A 20888-nucleotide genomic window follows, 5' to 3' on the forward strand; every position below is an offset into this window, starting at 1 on the left:
GGGCCGGTGCGGTTCAACTTGCCTCCGCGCCGCGCCTTGGGCACTTTCACTGGCCTTGCGGACGGCTGACGTGGCGGAACCCTTGCTGGGACCGGCCGGGGGCGGTCCGCGCTCTCGCGAAGCCCGGCGAAGGCCGCCGATGACGACCGGTTGACCATGACGAAGGAAGCCCCCGCCACCCCGCGCCCGCGCAACGCCACCTTGCGGGACGTGGCAAGAGAAGCCGGTGTCGACGTCTCCACGGTCTCGCGGGTCCTGAAGAACGACAAGGACGTGCGCACCAGCGCCGAGACCCGCCAGCGCATCATCGATGCGGCGGAGCGGCTGCAATACCGCGCCAATCCGCTGGCCCGCGCGCTGAAGATGGCCCGCTCGCGCACGCTGCTGATCGTCGTGCCGCAGATCGAGAACCCGGTCTTCGCCTCGGCGATCCTTGGCGCGGAGGCCGAGGCGCGGGCGCAAGGCTATGTGCTGCTGGTCGCCTACGACCAGAACGGCTCGGCCGCCAGCGTGCTGGAACGGGTGTCGCAGTCCAGCCTGATCGAGGGCGTCATCATCGCCAGTTTCGATGAGGACGACAGCCTGCGCCAGAGCATCGCCGCCATCAACCGCCCCTATGTGGTGATCAACCGCGTGCTGCCCGGCGACGTGCACTGCGTTGCGGTCGACACCTGCGCCGCCGCCGCCATCGGCGTCAGTCACCTGATCGCTCTCGGCCATCGGCGCATCGGCCATCTCGCCGGCCGGCTGGGCCGCTTCAACGGCAATGCCCGCCGCCAGGGCTGGCAGGAGGCGATGAGTGCCGCCGGATTGGACCCCGACCCGGATCTGGTGGCCGAGGCCGGCTACGATCCGGCGCGGGTGCCGGGCGCCGTCGATGCGCTGCTGGCGCGCGGAGTGACCGCAATCCACGCCGCAACGCTGCTGACCGGGGCGGCTGCCATCGCCCACCTGCACAAGCGCGGCCTCGATGTACCGGGCGACATGTCCGTCGTCACCATGCATGACGACCTGCTGGCCCGGGTGGTGCATCCGGAGATCACCACCGTCGGCCTGCCGACCTCCGAGATGGGGCGCGAGGCGGTGCGTGCGCTGCTGGCGCAGCTCGAGCCGGCGCCGGCGGGCGGGGCGGAGCCCGCCCATGTGCTGCTGCTGCCGCCGGGCGAACTGGTTGTCCGGGCATCCGCCGCAGGGCCGAAAGCCGGCCCGGAAGCCGGTACTGGGGCCGTCTGACCTTGTCGCGCCGCGCAGGGTGTTGACGGGCGCGCGCATCGGACCCAATCTTGCCGGTGTCTGAAACAGGTGAGGTTCGGGAAGGTTGGCCCGGCCCCCGCTTCGCGGGTCCTTCCGTCACCACGGTGACGGCCCAAGACTGTCAAGGCGCGCGCATGGTGCGGACGCCGATAGGATGGGTATGGACATGATGAAGCCGCGAATTTCTGTTCTCACGCTTGCCGTCTCCGATCTCGAAAACGCCCTGCCGTTCTATCGCGATGGCCTTGGTCTGCCGACCGAGGGCATTGTCGGGCGCGAATTCGAACACGGTGCGGTCGCCTTCTTCGATCTCTCGGGCAGCCTGAAGCTCGCCATCTGGGCGCAGGACGATCTCGTCCACGACACCGGACTGCCCAAGACCCCGATTTGTACCACCGCCGTCAGCATCGGGCATAACGTTCTGCGCCGCGAGGAGGTCGACGACGTCATGCGCAAGGCAATGAGCGCAGGGGCGAAGGTCATCAAGGAGCCGCAGGACACGTTCTATGGCGGCTATGCGGGCTATTTCACCGATCCCGACGGGCATCTTTGGGAAATCGTCTGGAACCCGGCGATGCTGCCGGCCGACTGACGTCGCCTCAAGCTTGCGCCCGTGCCGCGGGGATAGCATCCGCCGGCACGGGTTCGCCGGCCCGCAGGGTCAGCACGCAAACGCCGGAGGAGGTGACGGCGACCGTATGCTCGAACTGGGCGGAGAGCGATCCGTCGCGGGTGACAACGGTCCAGCCGTCGTCTTGCGTGCGCACGCTGCGCCGACCCCGGTTGAGCATCGGCTCGATGGTGAAGACCATCCCCTCGCGCAGCGCCAGGCCGGTATCCGGCTTGCCGTAATGCAGGATCTGCGGCTCCTCGTGCATCTCCCGGCCTATGCCGTGGCCGCAATAGTCGCGCACCACCGAGTAGCCGTTGCGTTTCGCGTGGCGCTCGATCGCCCAGCCGATATCGCCCAGCCTTGCGCCCGGACGCGCCGCGCGGATGCCCTTCCACATCGCCTCGTAGGTGGTGCGCACCAGCCGCCTGGCCGCCGGATTGACCTCGCCGACGAGGTAGGTCTTGCTGCTGTCGGCGATGTAGCCGTTCTTTTCCAGCGTGATGTCCAGGTTGACGATGTCGCCATCGCGCAGCACCGCCTGGCGCGAGGGGATGCCGTGGCAGACGACCTCGTTGATCGAGGCGTTCAGCACGAACTCGTAGCCGTACTGGCCCTTGCTGGCCGGGCGCGCGGCAAGATCGTGGACGATGAAGCGCTCGACCATGTCGTTGACCTCGAGCGTCGACAGGCCGCTCAGCGCCGTGCGGTCGAGCATCTCGAAGACGCGCGCCAGCAGTCGGCCGGATTCGGCGAGCAACTCCAACTCGTGCGGCTCCTTGGTCATGCGCCTGCCGGCTCCGCGGCCGCCTCGGGCGCGGCAACGCCGGCCGCGGCGAGCTCGCGCTGCATGATCTCCGAAAAGCTCAGCGCCGGATTGGTCTCGCACAGCATGCCGATCCGGATCCAGTAGGCGGCCTGCGCGTTGATCGAGCGGTACGACACCTTGCTCGCCCGCCGCAGTTGATCGTGCAGGTCCTCGTCGATGCTCACGATGCCCATCATGCATCTCCAAATGGTTCATATATGTTTCGTATATGATGCGTAGTGCGCGATGCCAAGTCCGCCCGGACGCGTCTCGACCGCTGCCGATGCGCGATTCGCGACCCCGCCTGTCGGATTTGACAGCCACGGGAACCTCGTCCGGTGCAGCCGCGAGCGCCCGGTTTCCGCCGTCCCGAGGGCTCTTCGCGACGGCTCGCAAATTTTGATGTTGACCTCCGGGGGCTCTTGGCGTTCTATCTGAACAAACGTTTGTTCAAACGGGTTGTCCAAAGAGTTGTTCGAGCGTTTCGTCAAGGTTTCATCGCAGCCGGCGCACAACCTCGAGCCGCGGCGATCGAACAGGGAGGTTCAGGGTGAGCAGTGAAACGCGGGTAGCGGAATTTGCAAAGATCGTCGGGCCGCAGAACGTTCTGACGGCCGAGGACGACCGCCGGCGATACGCCCATGACAAGCTCCCTTACGCCAATTTCCGGGCTCGGGCCGGTGCGCTGGTCGGCACGTTGCCGGGCGTCGTGGTGCGTCCCGGCACGGCGGCGGAGGTGCAGCAGGTGGTGCAGCTGGCGGCCGAGGCTGGCCTGCCCGTGATCCCCTATGGCAGCGGCTCCGGCGTGCTCGGCGGCACCATCCCGCTCGGCGAGGAAGTGCTCATCGACATGCAGCGCATGGACCGGATCCTCAGTGTCGATCCGGAGAACGCGCTGGTCACGGTCGAGGCCGGCATGAACGGCGAACTCTTCGAGGCCGCGCTCAACGACAAGGGCTACACGGTCGGGCATCTGCCGCAGTCGCTCACCATCTCCACCGTCGGCGGCTGGGCTGCCTGCCGCGGCGGCGGCCAGGAATCGAGCCGCTACGGCAAGATCGAGGACATCGTCGTCGGCCTCAAGGCGGTGCTGCCTGACGGGCGGATGCTCGAGGTGCGGCCGCTGCCCAAGCGCGCCACCGGCCCCTCGATCCGCGACCTGATCGTCGGCAACGAGGGCACGCTCGCCATCATCACCGAGCTGACGCTGCGCCTTTGGAAGCTGCCGGAGACCGAGGAGGTGCTGGCGCTGGCGCTGCCCGACCGCCCGGCGGCGCTGGGCCTTGCCCGCCGGATCATGCAGGCGGGCCTGCATCCGCGCATCGTCCGCCTCTACGACGAGAAGGAGACGGCCTCGCGCACCGAAGGCATCGACGCTTATCGCGAGCGTCCGGTGATGGCCAATATCGTCCTGTGCGGGGAGCCGGGCCTGGTGGCGGCGGAAGCTGCTCTGGTGCGCGCCTTCGCCGCCGAGGCCGGGGCGGTGGAAACCGAGACACGCCCGTTCGACGAATGGCGCGCACACCGTTACAAGTCGATCAGCCAGCAATGGCAGGAGAAGGGCTTCTACAACGACACGATCGAGGTGACGGTCAACTGGTCGCGGGCGGCCGCCCTGTACGATGCGATCCGCGCGGCGGTGCCGGCGATCCATCCCGACGCCCATTTCAGCGCCCACTGGTCGCACGTCTATCCGGAAGGTGTCTGCCAGTACATGACGATCCGCCTGCCGCAGATGCCTCAGGACGAGGCGCTGCCGCTCCATGCAAGGCTCTGGGAGCTGCTGGAGGGCGAGACGCTCGCCCATGGCGGCTCCATCGCCCACCATCACGGGACCGGCCTGTTCCGCGGCCCCTGGATGGACGGCGAGCTCGGCGTCGGCATGGACGTGCTGCGGGCGGTGAAGGACGCCCTCGATCCGCAGAACATCTTCAATCCCGGCAAGCTCGGCCTGCCGCCGCGCGCCGGGGCCATCGACCCCTATCGCGACAGGATGGACCATGCCTGATCCGTTGCTGCTGGGCATAGACCTCGGCGCCGGTTCGCTCAAATCGACCGTGATCGACGGGACCGGCAAGGTCCATGGCGCGGCTTCGGCCGCCGTCGAGACCCTGGTGCCGCATCCCGGCTTCAGCGAGCAGGACCCGCTCGGCTGGCGCGCGGCGATGATCGACACCCTGGCGCAGCTGTGGCGCCAGGGCGTCGACCCGGCGCGGATCAGCGGCATCGCCTTTACCGCCGGCGCCCACACCCATGTGCTGGAGGAGGCGGACGGCACGATCCTTCGCCCGGCCATCATGTGGAACGATCAGCGCTCGGGCCGCCAAGCGGCGGCGCTGCGCGAGAGCGACGGCGCACGGATCCTGGAGCTTTCGGGCAATCAGGCGAGTCCCACCTGGACGCTGCCGCAGCTGGTCTGGGTGCGCGAGAACGAGCCGGAGCTGTTCGCCCGCATCCGCCGGATCCGGCCGGCCAAGGACTGGCTGCGCCGCCAGATCGACGGCAGCGATGCCACCGATATCACCGACGCCTGGGGGCTGATGCTGGCCGATGCCCGCTCCGCCGAAGGCGCCTGGTCGGATGAGCTCTGCCGCATCGCCGGGATCGATCCGGCCGTGCTGCCCCCGCTTGTCGGCTCATCCGACATCACCGGTGCGGTGACGGCGGACGCCGCGGCGGCAACGGGACTGGTTGCCGGAACGCCGGTCATCTGCGGCACGTCGGACACCAACGCGGAGACCTTTTGCGGCGGCATGACCCGTCCCGGCCTCGGGGCGCTGAAGCTTGCGACCGCCGGCACCGTCTCCTCGCTGACGGCGTCCCCGTCCTTCTCGGCCAAGGTGATCCATTATCCGCATCTGGTGCCGGGCCACTGCTACACGATCCTTGGCACCAATTCCTGTGCCTCCGCCCACCGCTGGCTGCGCGACACGCTGTTCGCCGGGCTCGGTTTCGAAGGCATGGACACGGCCGCCCGCGCCGTTCCGGCCGGCAGCGAAGGCCTGCTCTTCCACCCCTATCTCAACGGCGAGCGCAGCCCCTACTGGGACCCGGATCTTCGGGCCTCCTATGTCGGTCTCGGCTTCGCCCACGGGCCGGGCCACTTCGTGCGCGCGCTCTACGAGGGCATCGCCTACAGCCTGCGCGACTGCCTGGAGGTGCTGCGCGGGCTCGACATGGGCTTTTCGACGGCGCGGCTCGTCGGCGGCGGAACCCGCAGCGAGCTGTGGCAGCAGATCATCGCCGATGTCACCGGCCTGACGATCGAGATCCCCCGCGAGGGCGACGCCTCCTTCGGCGCCGCGCTCATTGCCGGCATGGGCGCCGGCGTGTTTGCCGACACGAAGGCCGCCGCAGCGGTGATCGGTGTGGCGGCGACCCGGCATCCGGATCGCCGGGCGATGCAGCGCTACGAGGAGGGTTTCGCGCTCTACCGCGAGACCAAGGAGGCGCTGACACCCGTCAACCACCGCATCGTCGCAGCCGGCAGGGGAGGAAACTGATGGCCGAAGTGAGCCTGCGCAAGCTGCGCAAGACCTATGGCGGAGTGGTCGCCGTCGAGGGCGTCAGCCTCGACATCGCCCGCGGCGAGTTGATCGTGCTGCTCGGCCCCTCGGGCTGCGGCAAGTCGACGACGCTGCGCATGGTTGCCGGGCTGGAAAGCATTTCCGGCGGCGATCTGTTCATCGGCGAGCGCAACGTCACCCAGCTGGAGCCGAAGGATCGCGACATCGCGATGGTGTTCCAGAACTATGCGCTCTATCCGCACAAGACCATTCGCGCCAATCTCGGCTTCGGCCTGAAGATGCGCGGCATCGATGACGCCGAAACGGTGCGGCGGGTGGACGAGGTCGCCGAGATGCTGGCGATCACCCATCTGCTCGACCGCAAGCCGCGCCAGCTTTCCGGCGGGCAGATGCAGCGCGTCGCGCTCGGCCGGGCCCTGGTGCGCGACCCGGCGGTGTTCCTGCTCGACGAGCCGCTGTCCAATCTCGACGCCAAGCTGCGCGTGCGCATGCGCGAGGAGATCGCCCTGCTGCAGAAGCGCATCGGCAAGGCGATGATCTACGTCACCCACGATCAGACCGAGGCGATGACGCTGGCCGACCGCATCGTGATCATGCGCGACGGCCACGTGCAGCAGATCGGCGCGCCGCTCGAGGTCTACGACCGGCCGCAGAATGTCTTCGTCGCCGGCTTCATCGGCTCGCCGGAGATGAACCTCTTCCCGGCCGAGATCACCGGCGGGCGCCTGCAGATGGGCCCGTCCGCCGAAATGAGCCTGCCGGCCCCGGCCGGTGCACGGCAGGGACCGGTGATCGCCGGTCTTCGGCCGGAGGCGATGTATGTGGCGCCGCAGGGCTTGCCCTTTGCGGTGCGGGCGGTTGAGCAGCTCGGGTCGCAGACCCTGCTGATCGGCACCATCGGCGAGGTGTCGCTGCGCGTCATGGAGGGGCGGCGCGACGACATTCGGGCGGGTGACACGGTGGCGGTCTCTGCCGACCCGTCCGCCATCCATCTGTTCGACCGGGAGACGGAACAGCGGCTGGCGACAACCGCCTCTGCGGCGCCGGCGCACGCGTGAACTGAACCACCGCGGCAAAGGACGCGGGGAACCTTGGGAGGAAACCATGAAGGACACTGGAAAGAACTCTGGACAGTCTCGCCTCATTACCCGTCGCCAGACGCTTCAGGGCGCCGGCGTGCTGGGCCTCGGCCTTGCGCTGTCGGGCCTCGCGGCTCCGGCCATCCGGGCGCAGGGGCGCAAGGAAATCCGCTTCCTGAACTGCGAGACGGGCAAGGACACGCTTGCCTTCTTCGACAGGATCGCGAAAGAGTACCAGGAGAAGACCGGCATCGAGGTGCGGGTGGATTCCGTGCCGCTCGGCGAGGCCTTCACCAAGATCACCAACGGCATCCGCAGCGGCACGCCCTATGACGTCGCCAATGTCGGCTTCATCGGCCACGTTCTGCTGCTGGCCGACCAGGGCCAGATCGTGCCGCTGAACGAGCTGACCGACCCGTACGAGTGGGGCAACAACATCCTCTTCCCGATGGATGACAAGGTCTACTGGTACCCGTTCGACTACAATCTCTCGGTGATCTACTACCGCAAGGATCTGTACGAGAAGCTGGGCCTGTCGCTGCCCGACACCTGGGACCAGTTCGTCTCCAACTGCGAAGCCACCATCGAGGGCCGCCGCAAGGGCTGCATCTTCCCGATCGGCTCGAACGGCGCCACCAACTGGATGTCGGTCGCCTTCATGTGGGCGGAAGGGGTGAAGCTCTTCGACGACCAGTGGAACGTGACGCTGGATGCCGAAGGCATGAAGTCGAAGGCGGCAGCCTATCTCGACTTCATGGAGAAGCTCTACCCGACCATGCCTCCCGGGGCGATCCAGGCCGACTACGCGACTGTCCTGTCCAACGTCGTCGGCGGTACCGTGGCGCACGGTCCCTATGCCGGCCGCGTGCTGGAAGCGGCGGAGCGCGACAACCCGCAGGTGGCGGAAAACCTCGGCATCATGCCCTACATGGACAGCGCCGGCAAAGCCAAGGCGGTCAGCCACGGCTATGACGGCTGGGTGGTCCTCAAGACCGACAATACCGGCCCGGCCATGGAGTTCATGCGCTGGATGACGACCGACCGTCTGGTCGACTTCCTGCACACCGCGCCGGTGCACTTCCAGCCGGCCCGCCTCGACATCTACGACAATGACCAGTGGCGCTCGAACCCCTTGATCACGAAGTATGGCGAGCAGATCGAGACCATGCGCAAGATGGTCACCGACGACAATCTGCTGGTGACCTCGATCGACACGCAGGGCCCGGCCCCGGACATCCGCCCGGGCAAGGTCTTCGAGGGCTTCGTCATGCCGGAGATGCTGCAGGACAAGCTGATCAAGGGCATGTCCTCCACCGAGGCGGTGGAAAAGGCCGCGGCCCGCATGCGCGAGCTGATCAAGTAGGGCGATCCCGACGCCGACAGGTCCGCGGACGGCCAGGCGCCGTCCGCGCATCGACAGGCCCGCAGGCGGTGCAAGACCCGCCTGCGGGCTCCCCGACCGGACAAAGGGTGCCAAGAATGACCCGCTGGATGTTGCCCGCCTTCCTTGCCGTGGGCGTGCTCGTGACACTGCTGCTGATCGTCGGCCCGGCCCTTTATGCCGTGTCGCTCAGCTTCTTCGACTTGCCGTCCCTGACCTCCGACCCGGTCTGGGTGGGCCTTGCGAAATACCAGGCGGTGCTGGCGAGCGCGGAGTTCTGGCGCGCGCTGTGGAACGGCATCGTCTATGCGGGCCTTGCCATCGTGCTGCAGGTGGTGCTGGGCATCGGCTTCGCCCTGATCCTGCATCAGCCCTTCCGCGGCCGTGCGCTGGTGCGCGGGCTCGCGTTCCTGCCCTATCTCCTGCCGACCGTGATCGCGGTCCTGACCTTCAAGTGGATGGTCGACGGCTCGCTCGGCATCGTCACCATCCTGATGGACGAATGGGGCCTGCCGCCGATCTACTGGTTCGAGACCGAGCAGGCGGCGATGATCTCGGTGATCCTGGTCTCGGTGTGGCTGTGGACGCCATTCGTCACCACCACGTTCCTGGCCGGCCTGCAGACCGTGCCGACCCAGCTCTACGAGGCCGCGCGCGTCGACGGCGCCGGGCCGATCCGCCGCTTCTTCCACATCACCCTGCCGATGCTGCGGCCGATCCTGACCGTCATCATCCTGCTGCGCGGGGTGTGGATGTTCAACAAGTTCGACGTGATCTGGCTGACCACCGGCGGCGGTCCCGTCGGGGCGACGGAACACCTGCCGATCCTCTCCTACCGCACGGCCTTCACGCTCTACGACATCGGCACGGGCGCGGCGATTGCCACGATCTCCTTCCTGTTCCTGTCGCTGGCCGTCTTCCTGTATTTCCGCGTGTTCCCGATGGAGGACGACGCATGACACACGCAATCCGGCGGCCGGCAGCGCGTGTCGGCCTGTATTTCGCCGCCTTCGCCATCGCGCTCTACAGCGCTTTCCCGATCTACTGGATGGTGTCGTCGTCGCTGCGTCCGACGCAGGAGCTGCTGCTCAATCCCTCGCTGATCCCCAGCGAGCTGACGCTGCAATATTATTACAGCCTGCTGGCCCAGACCGACTATCCGCGGCAGTTTCTGAACAGCCTGATCGTCGCCATCGCCACGGTGGCGCTGACCATGGTCCTGTCGGTGATGATCGCCTATGGCGTCACCCGCCAGCGGATCCGCGGCAAGAAGGCGATCATCGCCGGCATGCTCTATGCCTACATGTTCCCGCCGCTGCTGCTGGCGATCCCGCTCTATGCGATGTTCACCAAAATCGGTCTCAACGACACGCTGTTCTCGCTGGTGATCTCGCATCTGACCATGACCATGCCGCTCGGCGTCTGGTTCCTGTGGGGCTTCTTCAAGGCGATGCCCTTCGAGCTGGAAGAGGCGGCGATGGTCGATGGCTGCACCCGGCTCGGCGCCTTCCTGCGGGTGGTGCTGCCGCTCTCCGTGCCGGGACTGGTGACGGTGGCGATCTTCGCCTTCCTGCTGTCCTGGACGGACTACACCTTCGCGCTGGTGATGATCGGCTCCGATGTCAACAAGACCGTGCCGCTCGGTCTTGCCTCGATGATCGGCGCGTTCGACCTGCGCTGGGGCGACGTGATGGCCGGCTCGACGCTGATCGCCCTGCCGCTCTTCGTCGCCTTCATCCTGCTCTCCCGCTATTTCGTGCAAGGCCTGACGGCCGGCGCGGTGAAAGGATAATCGAAGATGGCCCTGCGCATTCTCGGCGCGCCCCAGCGCTACGTCCAGGGACCCGGCGCGATCGATACGCTGGCCGAGGAGGTCGAGCGGCTCGGCGGAGGACCGGTGGCGGTCGTCATCGACCCGGTCGCCCGCGAGCTGCTGGGCGAGCGGATCGCCCGTGCCCTGCCGGATGCCAGGCTGCTCGCCTTCGGCGGCGAATGCACGGGCGCCGAGATCGAGGCGCGCGCGGCCGAGACCGGCGAGGCGCGGCTCATCCTCGGCATCGGCGGCGGCAAGGCCATCGACACGGCCAAGGGCGCGGCGATCCTGCGGAACTTGCCGGTCGGCATCGTCCCGACGATTGCCTCCAACGACAGCCCGACCAGCCATATCGCCGTCGTCTATACCGCCGACCATGCGGTCGAGGGCGTGCGCCACATGCGGGCCAATCCCTCGCTGGTTCTCGTCGACACGGCGGTGATCGCCTCTGCGCCGCGCCGCTTTCTGGCCGCCGGCATCGGCGATGCCATGTCCAAGCCCTACGAGCTCGCCGGCGCCCTTTCCGGGGGCGGCCTCAACTTCTTCGGCGGCATGCCGACCGAACTGACCAAGGCCATCGTCGGCCGGGCGCGGGAGATCCTGCTCGCTGATGGCGAGGCAGCGATGGCGGCGCGCGCGCCGGACGCCGCCTTCGAGCGGGTGGTGGAGGCGTCGATCCTTCTCAGCGGTCTGGCCTTCGAAAGCGGCGGCCTGTCCATCGCCCATTCCATGGTGCGCGGGTTTTCGGTGATGCCGCAGCTCGCCCGCCTGCTGCACGGGGAAATGGTGGCGCTGGGCACGCTGACCCAGCTGGCCGCGGGCCAGGGCAGCGCGGAGGAGATCGCCGAACTCGCCGGCTTCTTCCGCCGGATCAACCTGCCTGTGTCCTTTGCCGCCTTCGGATTGAACGAAGAGGCCGACTTCCGGCGGATGGCGGAGGTGTCGCTGACGGCGCCTTACGCGGGCAATTACATGCGCCGGCTGGGGCCGGACGATCTGGTCGAGGCCATGCGCAGCCTCGACAGGATGTGAGGCGAATGGCACAGCTTCGGGACGGGATCATGCGCAAGGCCATCGTGACGGGCGGGGGAACCGGAATCGGGCGGGCAACGGCCGAATATCTGGCGCAGCGCGGCTGGCAGGTGACGGCGGCCGGGCTGGAGCGCGACGCGGATCTTCCCTCCGACATCGCTTTTGCCGACTGCGACATCTCCGATGCGGGGGCGCGGGCCGCGCTGTTCTCGCAGGTCGGCGAGCTGCACGGCCTCGTCAACTGCGCGGGCGTCATCCGCTTCGACGACGAATGGACGGATGACGGGTTTCGCAAGGTGATGGAGATCAATGTCGGCGGCAGTTTCGCCGTCGCCAATGCTGCCCTGCCGGCGCTGGAGCGGGCCGGCGGCGCGGTGGTCAACATCGCCTCCATGTGGAGCTGGTTCGGCAATTCGGCCGCTCCCGCCTATTCGGCGAGCAAGGGGGCGGTGTCGTCGATGACCCGTTCGCTGGCGGTTGCCTGGGGCGGACGCGGAGTTCGCGTCAACGCGGTCGCGCCCGGTTGGGTCGACACCAGGCTGTCGGCACGGGCGAAGGCCGATCCGGTGCGCGGCCCGCGCATCGCCGCGCGCATACCGCTCCAGCGCTGGGCGGATCCGGCCGAGATCGCGGCGGTGATCGCGTTCCTGTTGTCGCCGGAGGCGTCTTATGTGCACGGCGCCATCATTCCGGTCGATGGCGGCTATCTCGCCGCCTGAGCCCTGCGTCCGGACACAGCCGGATCAGAAGATCAGTTTCAGGATGCCGATCACGACCACAAGGCCGACCAGGAAGATGAAGCCGATGGTGCCGCCGATGAACTTGAGCATGTCGTCTCTCCTTGTTTCGCAGAGATAACGCGCAAGAGGCCGATCGGTTCGAGGGTGGCCGATGTCAGCCGGTTGCGGCTTCATCCGGGCGGCAGTTCCAGACGGCGCAGCGGGTCGCCTCCGTCGATGTAAAGCGTGCCGCCGGGCACGAGGGCGGCTGCGATGTTCCGCAGCGCCCGCTCGGCCAGCTGCGGGTGCCGGCCATCGAGTGCGCCGACCCGAATCGCGACGGCGAGATCGAAGAGCGGATCTTCGGAGGGCAGGGCAAAGTCCTCCACGGCCGCCTGCCGAAGCTGCAGGCGTCCGGCCCGGATCTCCCCGGCGCAGGCAGCCCGTGCCTGGGCGATTGCCGTTGCGCTGCGATCCAGCGCCAGAACCGTGCCGTCGCCGATCCGTCCGCATATCGCGCGTGCCAGCGCGCCCGGGCCGCAGCCGATCTCCAGCACCCGCAGTCCGGGCCGCAGCGGCAGGGCCTCGGCGATGGCTGCCAGCCGGGGCGAGAGTCCTGCGGGCATGATGCGCCTCCCTTCAGGGGCCGGCGCTTCCCGCGCGCCGGCAGCTGCAGTGTGGTGAAATTTCCGGTTGCGGTCGAGGAGAACGCGGCGTCCTGCAGCCTGAATTGATTCATGTTTTTGAATCAATGCGATGGCCGAAAACCACCTGGCGGCCTGCAGACTCATGTTGCGTTTGTTCTTATTTTGTTCTTTCATTCAGGCATGCAATACACGTTGCCGCTCGTTGCCGATACCCGCCTTGCGCGGGTCCACGGACTGTTGCTTGCCCGGTTCGGTCCGGTGCCGGAATGCTACCGGCTCGACCCGGTGAGCCAGCTCGTTTTCGCGATGCTCAGCGGCCGGACACGGGATGCGGTCGCCATGGAGGTCTTTGCAGCGCTGGCCCGCAGGATAGGCGCATGGGAGCGGCTGGCGGAAACGGTTGCGAGCGAGCTGCAGGGCATGATCGCCGGGGTGACCTTCGCCGAGCGCAAGGCGCGGCAGATCCCGGCGGCCCTGCGCGAGATCGCGGCCCGGCGCGGGCGGCTGGATCTGGAGTTTCTTGCCCGATGGCCGGTGGAAGAGGGGCGGGTCTGGCTGGAGAGCCTGACCGGCGTCGGTCCCAAGACCAGCATGGCAGTGCTTGGCCTGAGCACGCTGCGCCGGCGGGTGCTGATGGTCGATACGGCCCATAACCGGGTCGCCTGCCGGCTGGGACTGGTGCCGGCACGGGCCGACATTGCCCGTGCCACGCGGCTGCTCAACCGGCAATTGCCTGCCGCATGGACGGCCGACGACACGGAAAGCCACCATTTCCTGATGCAGGGGCTGGGTCGCAGCCATTGCGTCTACAGGCAGCCGCTTTGCCCGGACTGCCCGTTGTGCCGCCTCTGCCGGTCGGTGCCGGAGGGGCGGGCATGAGGGACGGCGAGACGCTGGCGGCGCTGCGCGCTCGGATCAAGGCAGGCGGGCTGGACGAGGAGCTGGCCTGGCCGACGGTCGGGCTGGCCGCGGAGGTAGAGACGGAGACGCACGGCGCGGTGCTGCCCGGCGGACTGGCGAGCGGGGCTCTGCACGAGCTGCAGCCGGCGACGCCGGCCGATATCGGGGCGGCGACCGGGTTTGCGCTGGGGCTGGCCTCGCGGCTGCTGGCACAGCGTCCGGGGCCCTTGCTGTGGGGGCTGCCGTCGACGCGGGGCTGGCGCGAAGGCCGGCTCTATCCGGTCGGGCTCGGCGCCTTCGGCATCGATCCGGACCGGGTGGTCCAGGTCGAGGTGAAGAAGACCGCCGATCTCCTGTGGAGCCTGGAGGAGGCGCTGGATCACCCCTCGCTTGCCGTCGTCGTCGGCCTGCTGCCCGAAGGCGACCGGCTCTACGACTTCACGGCGAGCCGAAGGCTGGCGATGCGCGCCGCCCGCCACGGTGCGACGGTGCTGCTGCTGGGGGCGGCGCCGGTCTTCGACATGGCAACGGCCGCCTCCACCCGCTGGTCGCTGGCGGCGCTGGCCAGCCGGCCGGTGCCCCATGTCGGGCAGGCGGTGCCCGGCCTCGGCCCGCCGCGCTGGCAGGCCCGGCTGGTGAAATCGCGCAAGGGCCTCCTGGATACCTGGGATCTCGAGTGGAACCATGAAACGCTGTCTTTCCGTCTGGCTGCCCCGCTGGCCGACAGAGCGCCGCTCCGCCGGACCGGCGGACTCTCGCGGCGGCCGACTGCCGCCTGACGAGGCCGGACCTCTCGTGCTCTCCGTGCTGGAGCAGAACGGGGCAAGGGTCAGTGCGGTCAATGCGCCCGCCGCCGCGCTCGGCTTGAGACCGGGCATGCCGCTGGCCGATGCGCGCGCGATCCATCCCGCGCTCGGTGTCGCGCCGGCGGACCCGGACGGCGATGCGCAAGGACTGCGCCGGCTCGCCCTGTGGTGCCAGCGCTACAGCCCGCTGACCCGCATCGATGCGCCCGACGGGGTGTCCATCGACATTGCCGGCTGCGCCCATCTGTTCGGCGGCGAAGAGGCGCTGATGGCGGATCTCGCCGACCGGCTGCACGGCTTCGGTCTGACCGCGCGGCTGGCCCTTGCGCCGACGCTCGGGGCGGCCTGGGCGCTCGCCCGTTATGGCGACACGCAGATGGTACAGGTGGCGCCGGGCGAGGTGGGCGAGGTGCTGGCGCCGCTGCCCGTTGCGGCGCTGCGCATCGAGGCGGAAACGGTGCGCGCGCTGGAGCGGCTCGGCCTCGACCGGATCGGCCTTCTGGTCGGCAAGCCGCGTGCGCCGCTCGCCGGCCGCTTCGGCCCGCAGCTGGTCCTGCGGCTGGATCAGGCACTGGGGCGCGAGGGCGAGCGGTTCGACCCTGTGGAGGCCGCGCCGATCTACCGGATCGCCCGCAATTTCGCCGAGCCGGTGTCGACGCTGGAGGCCATCGACGAGGTGGCCGCGCGGCTGACCGGGGAGCTTGCCGAGATGCTGCAGGGCCTCGGCAAGGCGGCGCGGCGGGTGGAGCTGGCGCTCTATCGCGTCGACGGCTGGCGCGAGGCGCTGGAGCTGCGCATCACCCGGCCGAGCAACGATGCCGCGCATTTGCTACGCCTGCTGGGCGAGCGGCTCGACCGGCTGCGCGATCATGCCGGCTTCGGTTTCGAGGCGGCGGTGCTTTCCGCCTTCGAGGTGGAGCGCGCCGAGGCGGTGCAGGCGGCGCTGTCGGGGCGCGGGCACGCCCAGCCGCCGGCGGACGATCTCGACCGGCTGCTCGACCGGCTGGTCAACCGCTTCGGACCCGAGCGCGTCTCCCGCTTCGTACCGCGCGAAAGCCACGTGCCGGAGCGCTCCTGCCATCCGGTTTCGGCGCTTGCGCAGGTGGCCCGCCATGACTGGACCGCCCATGGCCGGGCCCTGCATGGCGGCACCGCGCTTGCCCGACCGCCGCTGCTGTTCGCCCGGCCCGAGCCGGTGGAGGTGTTGGTGGAGATGCCGGACAAGCCGCCGGCGCGCTTCGAGTGGCGGCGCACCGCGCACCGCATCGTGCGCGCGGAAGGGCCGGAGCGGATCGCGCCGGAATGGTGGGCCGGCGGCGAGGCCAACCGGCTGACGCGCGACTATTACCGCGTCGAGGATACGGAAGGGCGGCGTTTCTGGCTGTACCGCGAAGGCCTCTATGATCGGCCCGGCGATACGGTGCGCTGGTTCGTACATGGGCTGTTCGCATGACGGCAGCCTTCGCGGAACTGGTGGCGACCAGCAATTTCAGCTTCCTGCGCGGGGCCTCCCATGCGGCGGAGCTGGTGGAGACGGCGGCCCGCCTCGGCCTTGCCGCCATCGGCATCGCCGACCGCAACACGCTGGCCGGCGTCGTGCGGGCGCATGTGGCCGCGCGCGAGCATGGCGTGCGCCTGATCGTCGGGGCGCGGCTGGTGCTGCGCGACGGGTTGGAACTGGTCGTCCATCCGCAGGACCGGCAGGCCTATGGCCGGCTGAGCCGCCTGCTCACCCTCGGCAACCGGCGGGCGCCGAAAGGGGAATGCCATCTCGATTTCGCCGACCTGGGTGAACTCGGCGAGGGTCAGCAGCTCATCGCCCTGCCGCCGCGCTGGCCCGATGCGGACTTCGCCGAACGTCTTGCGGAGCTGGGACGCCGGTTCCCCGATGCCGTTTCGCTGGCGCTGTCGCCGGCCCATCGCGGTGACGACCGGGCTCGTTTCGACCGGCTGGCGGAGCTGGCCAAGACCTGTCGCACGCCGCTGATCGCCACCAACGACGTGCTCTATCATGTGCCCGAGCGGCGTCCCTTGCAGGATGTGCTCACCTGCATCCGCGAGCATGTGACCATCGATACGGCCGGCTTCCTGCTGGAGCCGAATGCGGAGCGGCACCTGAAGCCGCCGCAGGAAATGGCGCGGCTCCTGTCGGGCCATGAACAGGCTCTGGAGCGCAGCCTGGAGATCGCCGAGCGCTGCCGATTCAGCCTCGACGAACTGAAGCCGCACTATCCGGACGAGCCGGCGGGCGAGAGCGCGACGCCGCAGGAGGAGCTGGAGCGGCTGGCCTGGCTGGGCGCCGACAACCGGTTCCCACAAGGCATTCCGGCGGATGTGCATGCGAACATCGCGCGCGAGTTGCGGCTGATCGGCGAGCTCGACTTCGCGTCCTATTTCCTCACCGTCTACGACATCGTCCGCTTCGCTCGCAGCCAGGATCCGCCGATCCTCTGCCAGGGACGCGGGTCCTCGGCCAATTCCGTCGTCTGCTATTGCCTCGGCATCACTTCGGTCAATCCGACCGAGATCGACCTCTTGTTCGAGCGCTTCGTGTCGTCGGCGCGCGGCGAGCCGCCGGACATCGACGTCGATTTCGAGCACGAGCGGCGCGAGGAGGTGATCCAGTACATCTATGCCCGCTATGGCCGCGAGCGTGCCGGCCTTGCCGCGACGGTGATCCGCTATCGCGCCCGCAGCGCCGTCAATGACGTCGGCAAGGCGATGGGCCTGTCGACCGACGTGGTCGGCGCCATGTCCGGCCTGATCTGGGGCTGGTCGGGGAGCGCGCCGGCAGAAAGCGAAATCCGCCAGGCCGGGCTCGATGCGCGCGATCCCCGCTTGATGCAGACGATCCGGCTGGTCCGCCAGCTGATCGACTTCCCCCGCCACCTGTCGCAGCATGTCGGCGGGTTCGTCATCACCCGCGAGCGCCTCGACGAGGTGGTCCCGATCGCCAATGCGGCGATGGAGGACCGCACGGTGGTGGAATGGGACAAGGACGATCTCGATGCGCTCGGCATCCTCAAGGTCGATGTGCTGGCGCTCGGCATGCTGACCTGCCTGCGCAAGTGCTTCGACCTGCTGCGTGGCCATTACGGGCGCGACATGGGACTGGCCAGCGTGCCGCGCGACGATCCGGCGACCTATGCGATGATCCAGAAGGCCGACACGGTCGGCGTCTTCCAGATCGAGAGCCGGGCGCAGATGTCGATGCTGCCGCGCCTCAGGCCCGCAAACTTCTACGATCTCGTCGTGCAGATCGCCATCGTCCGGCCCGGCCCGATCCAGGGTAACATGGTCAATCCCTACCTGCAGCGGCGCAAGCACCCGGAGCTGGTGGACTATCCCTCACCTGAACTTGAGGCCGTGCTGAAGAAGACGCTGGGCGTGCCGCTGTTCCAGGAGCAGGCGATGAAGATCGCCATCGTCGGGGCCGGGTTTTCGCCGGACGAGGCGGACCGGTTGCGCCGGGCGATGGCCTCCTTCCGCAATATCGGCACGATCGAGCAGTTCCGCGAAAAGTTCATCGCCGGAATGATCGCGAACAGGTACCAGCCGGACTTCGCCGACCGCTGCTTCGAGCAGATCAAGGGCTTCAGCGATTACGGGTTTCCCGAAAGCCACTCGGCAAGCTTTGCCCTGCTTGCCTATGCCTCCTCCTGGCTCAAGTGCCACTACCCGGAAGTCTTCGCCTGTGCGTTGCTGAACTCGCAGCCGATGGGCTTCTATTCTTCGGCCTCCATCGTGCGGGACCTGCGCGCCCATGGCGGCCGTGTGCTGCCGGTCGATATCAATCACAGCGACTGGGACCACACGCTGGAGGGTGAGGATCCTGCCGCTCGCAAGACGGGGGCTGAGGGCGGCAATGCCTTCGCCCTGCGGCTCGGCCTGCGCCAGGTCGACGGCTTGAGCGAGGGGGCGGGGCAGGCGCTGGTTGCCGCCCGCGGCATGGGCTTTGCGGATCTGGCCGACCTGCATGGCCGCGTCGGCCTCGACAGCCGGGCGCTGGTGGCGCTGGCCAATGCGGACGCCTTCCGCTCGTTCGGCCTCGACCGGCGGCAGGCCCTGTGGGAGATCAAGGGACTGGCCGGCCGCCTCGGCCGTGCTGCCCGCCAGGACGACCTGCCGCTTTTCGGCGGCCGGCAGGGGCTGGCCGTTCTTGTCGCGAGGGAAGAGCAGGTGGAACTGCCGCCCATGCGGCCGGGCGAGCATGTTGTGGAGGACTACGCGACCTTGCACCTGTCGCTGAAGGCGCATCCCTTCGCCTTCCTGCGCGGGCAGCTCGAGGCTCGCCGCAGCTTGCGCGCGGCCGATCTGGAGGCGCAGGGCAACGGCCGGTTCGTGCGGGTCGCCGGCCTCGTGCTGGTGCGTCAGCGGCCGCAAACGGCCAAGAGCGTCACCTTCCTGACGCTGGAGGACGAGACGGGTATCGCCAATATCGTGGTCTGGAGCCGGATCTTCGAGCGCAGCCGCCGGATCGTCATGGGCGCGCGTGCCGTCATGGTGGATGGCGCGATCCAGAAGGAGGACGGCGTCATCCATGTGGTGGCGCGGCAGCTCACCGACATCACGCCGGATCTGATGGCCTCGCTGTCGAAGGAGGCGCCGCCGCAGGAGGGCCCGAAGCTATCGGGAGCGAGCCTGTGGCGGCACCCGCGCGACACGAGGGTGTTGCCGAAGGGGCGGAACTTCCACTGACGGCGGCAGGGGCTGGTGCCCCGGCTCAGCCGGCGGTGCGCCGGAGCGTGTAATGCGCGATGCCGTGCTCGCCCGCAGTGACAGTCACGCTGCCGAGCCCGCAGGCCGGAAGATCCAGCCCCTGCAGCAGGTTTTCACCCTTGCCGATGACGACGGGGGCGACCGCGAGATGCATCTCGTCGATGACGCCGGCCTCCAGATATTGGCGCAAGGTCGAAATGCCGCCGCCAACGCGCACGTCGCGGCTACCGGCCGCGGCCCTTGCGCGATCGAGCGCGGCATGGATGCCGTCGGTGACGAAATGAAACACCGTGCCGCCCTCCATCTCGAAGCTGGCGCGCGGGTGGCGGGTCAGGACGAAAACGTCGCAGTGAAAGGGCGGAGTAGTGCCCCACCACCCCTTCCAGCTGTCGTCCGGCCAGGGGCCGCGCACGGGTCCGAACATGTTTCGGCCCAGGATCCACGCGCCGGCATTCTCGAAGCTGCGGGCGACGAAATCCTCGTTGATGCCCGTCCGGCCGCCGCCTTCGCCGAGCACCCGGCGGCGGAAGCTCGGCGTATCGAACATCCACTGGTGCAGGCCTTCGGCGCCGACGCCGACTGGGGCCTCCGGTCCCTGGTCGGGTCCCGCGCCATAGCCGTCGAGCGACAGGGTGAAGCAGTTGACGCGAACTTTCGGCATGGCGCCCTCTAAACTGATTGCAAATTGAAACTGGTTGTTTTGTGGCATGACCGATCCTAGATTGCAACCGGTTTCGGCGAGGGAACGCATGCAGGGTATCGAGCGACGGTCGGGGTGCCCGATCAATCTGGCGATGGAAGTGCTGGGGGACCGCTGGAGCCTGGTCGTCATCCGCGACATGATGTTCGGCAATCGCCGGCATTTCCGCGAGTTGCTGACCCGCTCGGAAGAGGGGATTGCCTCCAACATCCTGGCCGCCCGGCTGAAACGCCTGGTCGCGCTGGGTCTGGTCACGCGGTGCGAGGACCCCAGCCACAGCCAGAAGGCGATCTACAGCCTGGCCGAGCCGGCGATCCAGCTGGTGCCGGTGCTGGCGACGCTCGGTGCCTGGGGGCGGCGGCATCTGCCGGTCAGCGAGGAGTTGTCGATCCGCGCGCAGCTGCTGGAGGAAGGCGGCGAACCGATGTGGAACGCCTTCATGGACGACCTGCGCCGACTGCATGTGGAAGATCCCGTGGCCGGTGCGAGCGGAGCCATCGTGTCGCCGGTTCTGCGCGAACTCACCCGGGCTTACGAGGCTGTGCGGGCGCGCAGCGCTCCCACCGGATAGGGCTGCCTTCCGGCCGTCTCGCCGCAGCCCGGCTCCTGCCGCAAGTCTCGCGAAAACAATAGGCTGGCGGGTTGCCGCCCACCCGGCGCGCACCTCTGTCCGACAAGCTTCGCCTCGGCTCTGCCCGGCCGGGACATGCGGCAGTGAACATTTAGCCGGATCTCCTGCCCTAGGTGTTCTTGACAACGTTATCATTCGAGTGCTAGTGCCAATGACAACGTTGTCATAGGTGCTGTCAAAGAGGCCGATGCAAAGGGTGCCGCAAGCACTGGAATTGCCGCCGGACTGCAAGGCGGCGCAGTGGCCCGCAGCTGCGGCTGCA

Annotated in this window: 20 protein-coding genes; 15 read left to right on the top strand and 5 right to left on the bottom strand. The window is 68.4% G+C overall.

Going from position 1 to position 20888, the window contains the following annotated elements:
* Nucleotides 1–156 precede the first annotated feature (156 nt).
* Nucleotides 157–1233, top strand: coding sequence for a LacI family DNA-binding transcriptional regulator (locus ACVJ6E_RS18600; RefSeq protein WP_120270661.1), 1077 nt, complete (start codon nucleotides 157–159; stop codon nucleotides 1231–1233).
* A gap of 190 nt (nucleotides 1234–1423) precedes the next feature.
* A complete protein-coding gene (locus ACVJ6E_RS18605; RefSeq protein WP_120270759.1) occupies nucleotides 1424–1846 on the top strand; it encodes a VOC family protein in 423 nt (140 codons plus the stop codon).
* A 7-nt stretch (nucleotides 1847–1853) separates the two neighbouring features.
* Here the strand turns inward: ACVJ6E_RS18605 and map are convergent, their stop codons facing one another.
* Complete coding sequence (gene map, locus ACVJ6E_RS18610; RefSeq protein WP_120270660.1) at nucleotides 1854–2651, bottom strand: type I methionyl aminopeptidase; 798 nt, start codon at nucleotides 2649–2651, stop codon at nucleotides 1854–1856.
* Complete coding sequence (locus ACVJ6E_RS18615; RefSeq protein ID WP_120270659.1) at nucleotides 2648–2866, bottom strand: ParD-like family protein; 219 nt, start codon at nucleotides 2864–2866, stop codon at nucleotides 2648–2650. Before ACVJ6E_RS18615 ends, map begins: the two co-directional genes overlap by 4 nt.
* A 356-nt stretch (nucleotides 2867–3222) precedes the next feature.
* Here ACVJ6E_RS18615 and ACVJ6E_RS18620 point away from each other — a divergent pair, with 356 nt between their 5' ends.
* The 8 genes from ACVJ6E_RS18620 to ACVJ6E_RS18655 all read left to right on the top strand — a co-directional run bounded on the left by ACVJ6E_RS18620 (nucleotide 3223) and on the right by ACVJ6E_RS18655 (nucleotide 12223).
* Complete coding sequence (locus ACVJ6E_RS18620; protein ID WP_120270658.1) at nucleotides 3223–4680, top strand: FAD-binding oxidoreductase; 1458 nt, start codon at nucleotides 3223–3225, stop codon at nucleotides 4678–4680.
* The gene (locus ACVJ6E_RS18625; RefSeq protein ID WP_120270657.1) at nucleotides 4673–6175 is read left to right on the top strand and encodes a xylulokinase; all 1503 of its coding nucleotides are present in this window, start codon (nucleotides 4673–4675) and stop codon (nucleotides 6173–6175) included. Before ACVJ6E_RS18620 ends, ACVJ6E_RS18625 begins: the two co-directional genes overlap by 8 nt.
* Nucleotides 6175–7257, top strand: a complete 1083-nt coding sequence (locus tag ACVJ6E_RS18630; RefSeq protein WP_120270656.1) for a sn-glycerol-3-phosphate ABC transporter ATP-binding protein UgpC — start codon at nucleotides 6175–6177, stop codon at nucleotides 7255–7257. Before ACVJ6E_RS18625 ends, ACVJ6E_RS18630 begins: the two co-directional genes overlap by 1 nt.
* A gap of 46 nt (nucleotides 7258–7303) precedes the next feature.
* Nucleotides 7304–8641: an extracellular solute-binding protein gene (locus ACVJ6E_RS18635; RefSeq protein ID WP_120270655.1), complete on the top strand. Its 1338-nt coding sequence runs from the start codon at nucleotides 7304–7306 to the stop codon at nucleotides 8639–8641.
* A 116-nt stretch (nucleotides 8642–8757) separates the two neighbouring features.
* Nucleotides 8758–9618, top strand: a complete 861-nt coding sequence (locus tag ACVJ6E_RS18640; RefSeq protein WP_067337675.1) for a carbohydrate ABC transporter permease — start codon at nucleotides 8758–8760, stop codon at nucleotides 9616–9618.
* Nucleotides 9615–10451 (top strand): carbohydrate ABC transporter permease, encoded by an 837-nt coding sequence (locus tag ACVJ6E_RS18645; protein WP_067222971.1) that lies wholly within the window; start codon nucleotides 9615–9617, stop codon nucleotides 10449–10451. The genes ACVJ6E_RS18640 and ACVJ6E_RS18645 overlap by 4 nt, the downstream gene beginning before the upstream one ends.
* A 6-nt stretch (nucleotides 10452–10457) precedes the next feature.
* Nucleotides 10458–11504 (top strand): glycerol dehydrogenase, encoded by a 1047-nt coding sequence (locus ACVJ6E_RS18650; protein ID WP_120270654.1) that lies wholly within the window; start codon nucleotides 10458–10460, stop codon nucleotides 11502–11504.
* A 5-nt stretch (nucleotides 11505–11509) separates the two neighbouring features.
* Entirely contained in the window at nucleotides 11510–12223 is a 714-nt protein-coding gene (locus ACVJ6E_RS18655) for an SDR family NAD(P)-dependent oxidoreductase (RefSeq protein ID WP_120270653.1), read from the top strand.
* 24 nt (nucleotides 12224–12247) lie between these two features.
* On the opposite strand, the gene ACVJ6E_RS18660 is transcribed toward ACVJ6E_RS18655, so the two are convergent.
* Together ACVJ6E_RS18660 and ACVJ6E_RS18665 are read right to left on the bottom strand one after the other, a co-directional pair.
* Complete coding sequence (locus tag ACVJ6E_RS18660) at nucleotides 12248–12418, bottom strand: small membrane protein YohP (RefSeq protein ID WP_199681529.1); 171 nt, start codon at nucleotides 12416–12418, stop codon at nucleotides 12248–12250.
* A complete protein-coding gene (locus ACVJ6E_RS18665; RefSeq protein ID WP_120270651.1) occupies nucleotides 12415–12849 on the bottom strand; it encodes a methyltransferase domain-containing protein in 435 nt (144 codons plus the stop codon). The genes ACVJ6E_RS18660 and ACVJ6E_RS18665 overlap by 4 nt, the downstream gene beginning before the upstream one ends.
* Nucleotides 12850–13050: 201 nt before the next feature.
* Here ACVJ6E_RS18665 and ACVJ6E_RS18670 point away from each other — a divergent pair, with 201 nt between their 5' ends.
* The 4 genes from ACVJ6E_RS18670 to ACVJ6E_RS18685 are packed head-to-tail and all read left to right on the top strand — an operon-like array spanning nucleotide 13051 to nucleotide 19274.
* Nucleotides 13051–13749: an HhH-GDP family DNA glycosylase gene (locus ACVJ6E_RS18670; protein ID WP_158592753.1), complete on the top strand. Its 699-nt coding sequence runs from the start codon at nucleotides 13051–13053 to the stop codon at nucleotides 13747–13749.
* Nucleotides 13746–14549, top strand: coding sequence for an inducible mutagenesis protein A (locus ACVJ6E_RS18675; RefSeq protein ID WP_120270649.1), 804 nt, complete (start codon nucleotides 13746–13748; stop codon nucleotides 14547–14549). Before ACVJ6E_RS18670 ends, ACVJ6E_RS18675 begins: the two co-directional genes overlap by 4 nt.
* 16 nt (nucleotides 14550–14565) lie before the next feature.
* Nucleotides 14566–16029 carry a Y-family DNA polymerase gene (locus ACVJ6E_RS18680; protein WP_491676510.1) on the top strand — a complete coding sequence of 488 codons (1464 nt, stop codon included), beginning with the start codon at nucleotides 14566–14568 and terminating at the stop codon, nucleotides 16027–16029.
* Nucleotides 16026–19274, top strand: a complete 3249-nt coding sequence (locus ACVJ6E_RS18685; RefSeq protein WP_120270647.1) for an error-prone DNA polymerase — start codon at nucleotides 16026–16028, stop codon at nucleotides 19272–19274. Before ACVJ6E_RS18680 ends, ACVJ6E_RS18685 begins: the two co-directional genes overlap by 4 nt.
* Nucleotides 19275–19299: 25 nt before the next feature.
* Here ACVJ6E_RS18685 and ACVJ6E_RS18690 read toward each other — a convergent pair whose 3' ends face one another.
* On the bottom strand, nucleotides 19300–19956 hold the full coding sequence (locus ACVJ6E_RS18690; RefSeq protein ID WP_120270646.1) for a dihydrofolate reductase family protein: 657 nt from the start codon (nucleotides 19954–19956) through the stop codon (nucleotides 19300–19302).
* Between the two features lie 88 nt (nucleotides 19957–20044).
* On the opposite strand from ACVJ6E_RS18690, the gene ACVJ6E_RS18695 reads away from it, so the two are divergent.
* On the top strand, nucleotides 20045–20566 hold the full coding sequence (locus ACVJ6E_RS18695; RefSeq protein ID WP_120270645.1) for a winged helix-turn-helix transcriptional regulator: 522 nt from the start codon (nucleotides 20045–20047) through the stop codon (nucleotides 20564–20566).
* Nucleotides 20567–20888 lie beyond the last annotated feature (322 nt).

The organism is Stappia sp. G46H5W (assembly GCF_058448995.1).

Excerpts from the sequence above, each read along its gene's own strand:
- ACVJ6E_RS18600 (WP_120270661.1), top strand. The coding sequence starts at position 157 with ATGACGAAGGAAGCCCCCGCCACCCCGCGCCCGCGCAACGCCACCTTG.
- ACVJ6E_RS18605 (WP_120270759.1), top strand. The coding sequence starts at position 1,424 with ATGAAGCCGCGAATTTCTGTTCTCACGCTTGCCGTCTCCGATCTCGAA.
- map (WP_120270660.1), bottom strand. The coding sequence starts at position 2,651 with ATGACCAAGGAGCCGCACGAGTTGGAGTTGCTCGCCGAATCCGGCCGA.
- ACVJ6E_RS18615 (WP_120270659.1), bottom strand. The coding sequence starts at position 2,866 with ATGGGCATCGTGAGCATCGACGAGGACCTGCACGATCAACTGCGGCGG.
- ACVJ6E_RS18625 (WP_120270657.1), top strand. The coding sequence starts at position 4,673 with ATGCCTGATCCGTTGCTGCTGGGCATAGACCTCGGCGCCGGTTCGCTC.
- ACVJ6E_RS18630 (WP_120270656.1), top strand. The coding sequence starts at position 6,175 with ATGGCCGAAGTGAGCCTGCGCAAGCTGCGCAAGACCTATGGCGGAGTG.
- ACVJ6E_RS18635 (WP_120270655.1), top strand. The coding sequence starts at position 7,304 with ATGAAGGACACTGGAAAGAACTCTGGACAGTCTCGCCTCATTACCCGT.
- ACVJ6E_RS18640 (WP_067337675.1), top strand. The coding sequence starts at position 8,758 with ATGACCCGCTGGATGTTGCCCGCCTTCCTTGCCGTGGGCGTGCTCGTG.
- ACVJ6E_RS18645 (WP_067222971.1), top strand. The coding sequence starts at position 9,615 with ATGACACACGCAATCCGGCGGCCGGCAGCGCGTGTCGGCCTGTATTTC.
- ACVJ6E_RS18650 (WP_120270654.1), top strand. The coding sequence starts at position 10,458 with ATGGCCCTGCGCATTCTCGGCGCGCCCCAGCGCTACGTCCAGGGACCC.
- ACVJ6E_RS18655 (WP_120270653.1), top strand. The coding sequence starts at position 11,510 with ATGGCACAGCTTCGGGACGGGATCATGCGCAAGGCCATCGTGACGGGC.
- ACVJ6E_RS18660 (WP_199681529.1), bottom strand. The coding sequence starts at position 12,418 with ATGAAGCCGCAACCGGCTGACATCGGCCACCCTCGAACCGATCGGCCT.
- ACVJ6E_RS18665 (WP_120270651.1), bottom strand. The coding sequence starts at position 12,849 with ATGCCCGCAGGACTCTCGCCCCGGCTGGCAGCCATCGCCGAGGCCCTG.
- ACVJ6E_RS18670 (WP_158592753.1), top strand. The coding sequence starts at position 13,051 with ATGCAATACACGTTGCCGCTCGTTGCCGATACCCGCCTTGCGCGGGTC.
- ACVJ6E_RS18675 (WP_120270649.1), top strand. The coding sequence starts at position 13,746 with ATGAGGGACGGCGAGACGCTGGCGGCGCTGCGCGCTCGGATCAAGGCA.
- ACVJ6E_RS18685 (WP_120270647.1), top strand. The coding sequence starts at position 16,026 with ATGACGGCAGCCTTCGCGGAACTGGTGGCGACCAGCAATTTCAGCTTC.
- ACVJ6E_RS18690 (WP_120270646.1), bottom strand. The coding sequence starts at position 19,956 with ATGCCGAAAGTTCGCGTCAACTGCTTCACCCTGTCGCTCGACGGCTAT.
- ACVJ6E_RS18695 (WP_120270645.1), top strand. The coding sequence starts at position 20,045 with ATGCAGGGTATCGAGCGACGGTCGGGGTGCCCGATCAATCTGGCGATG.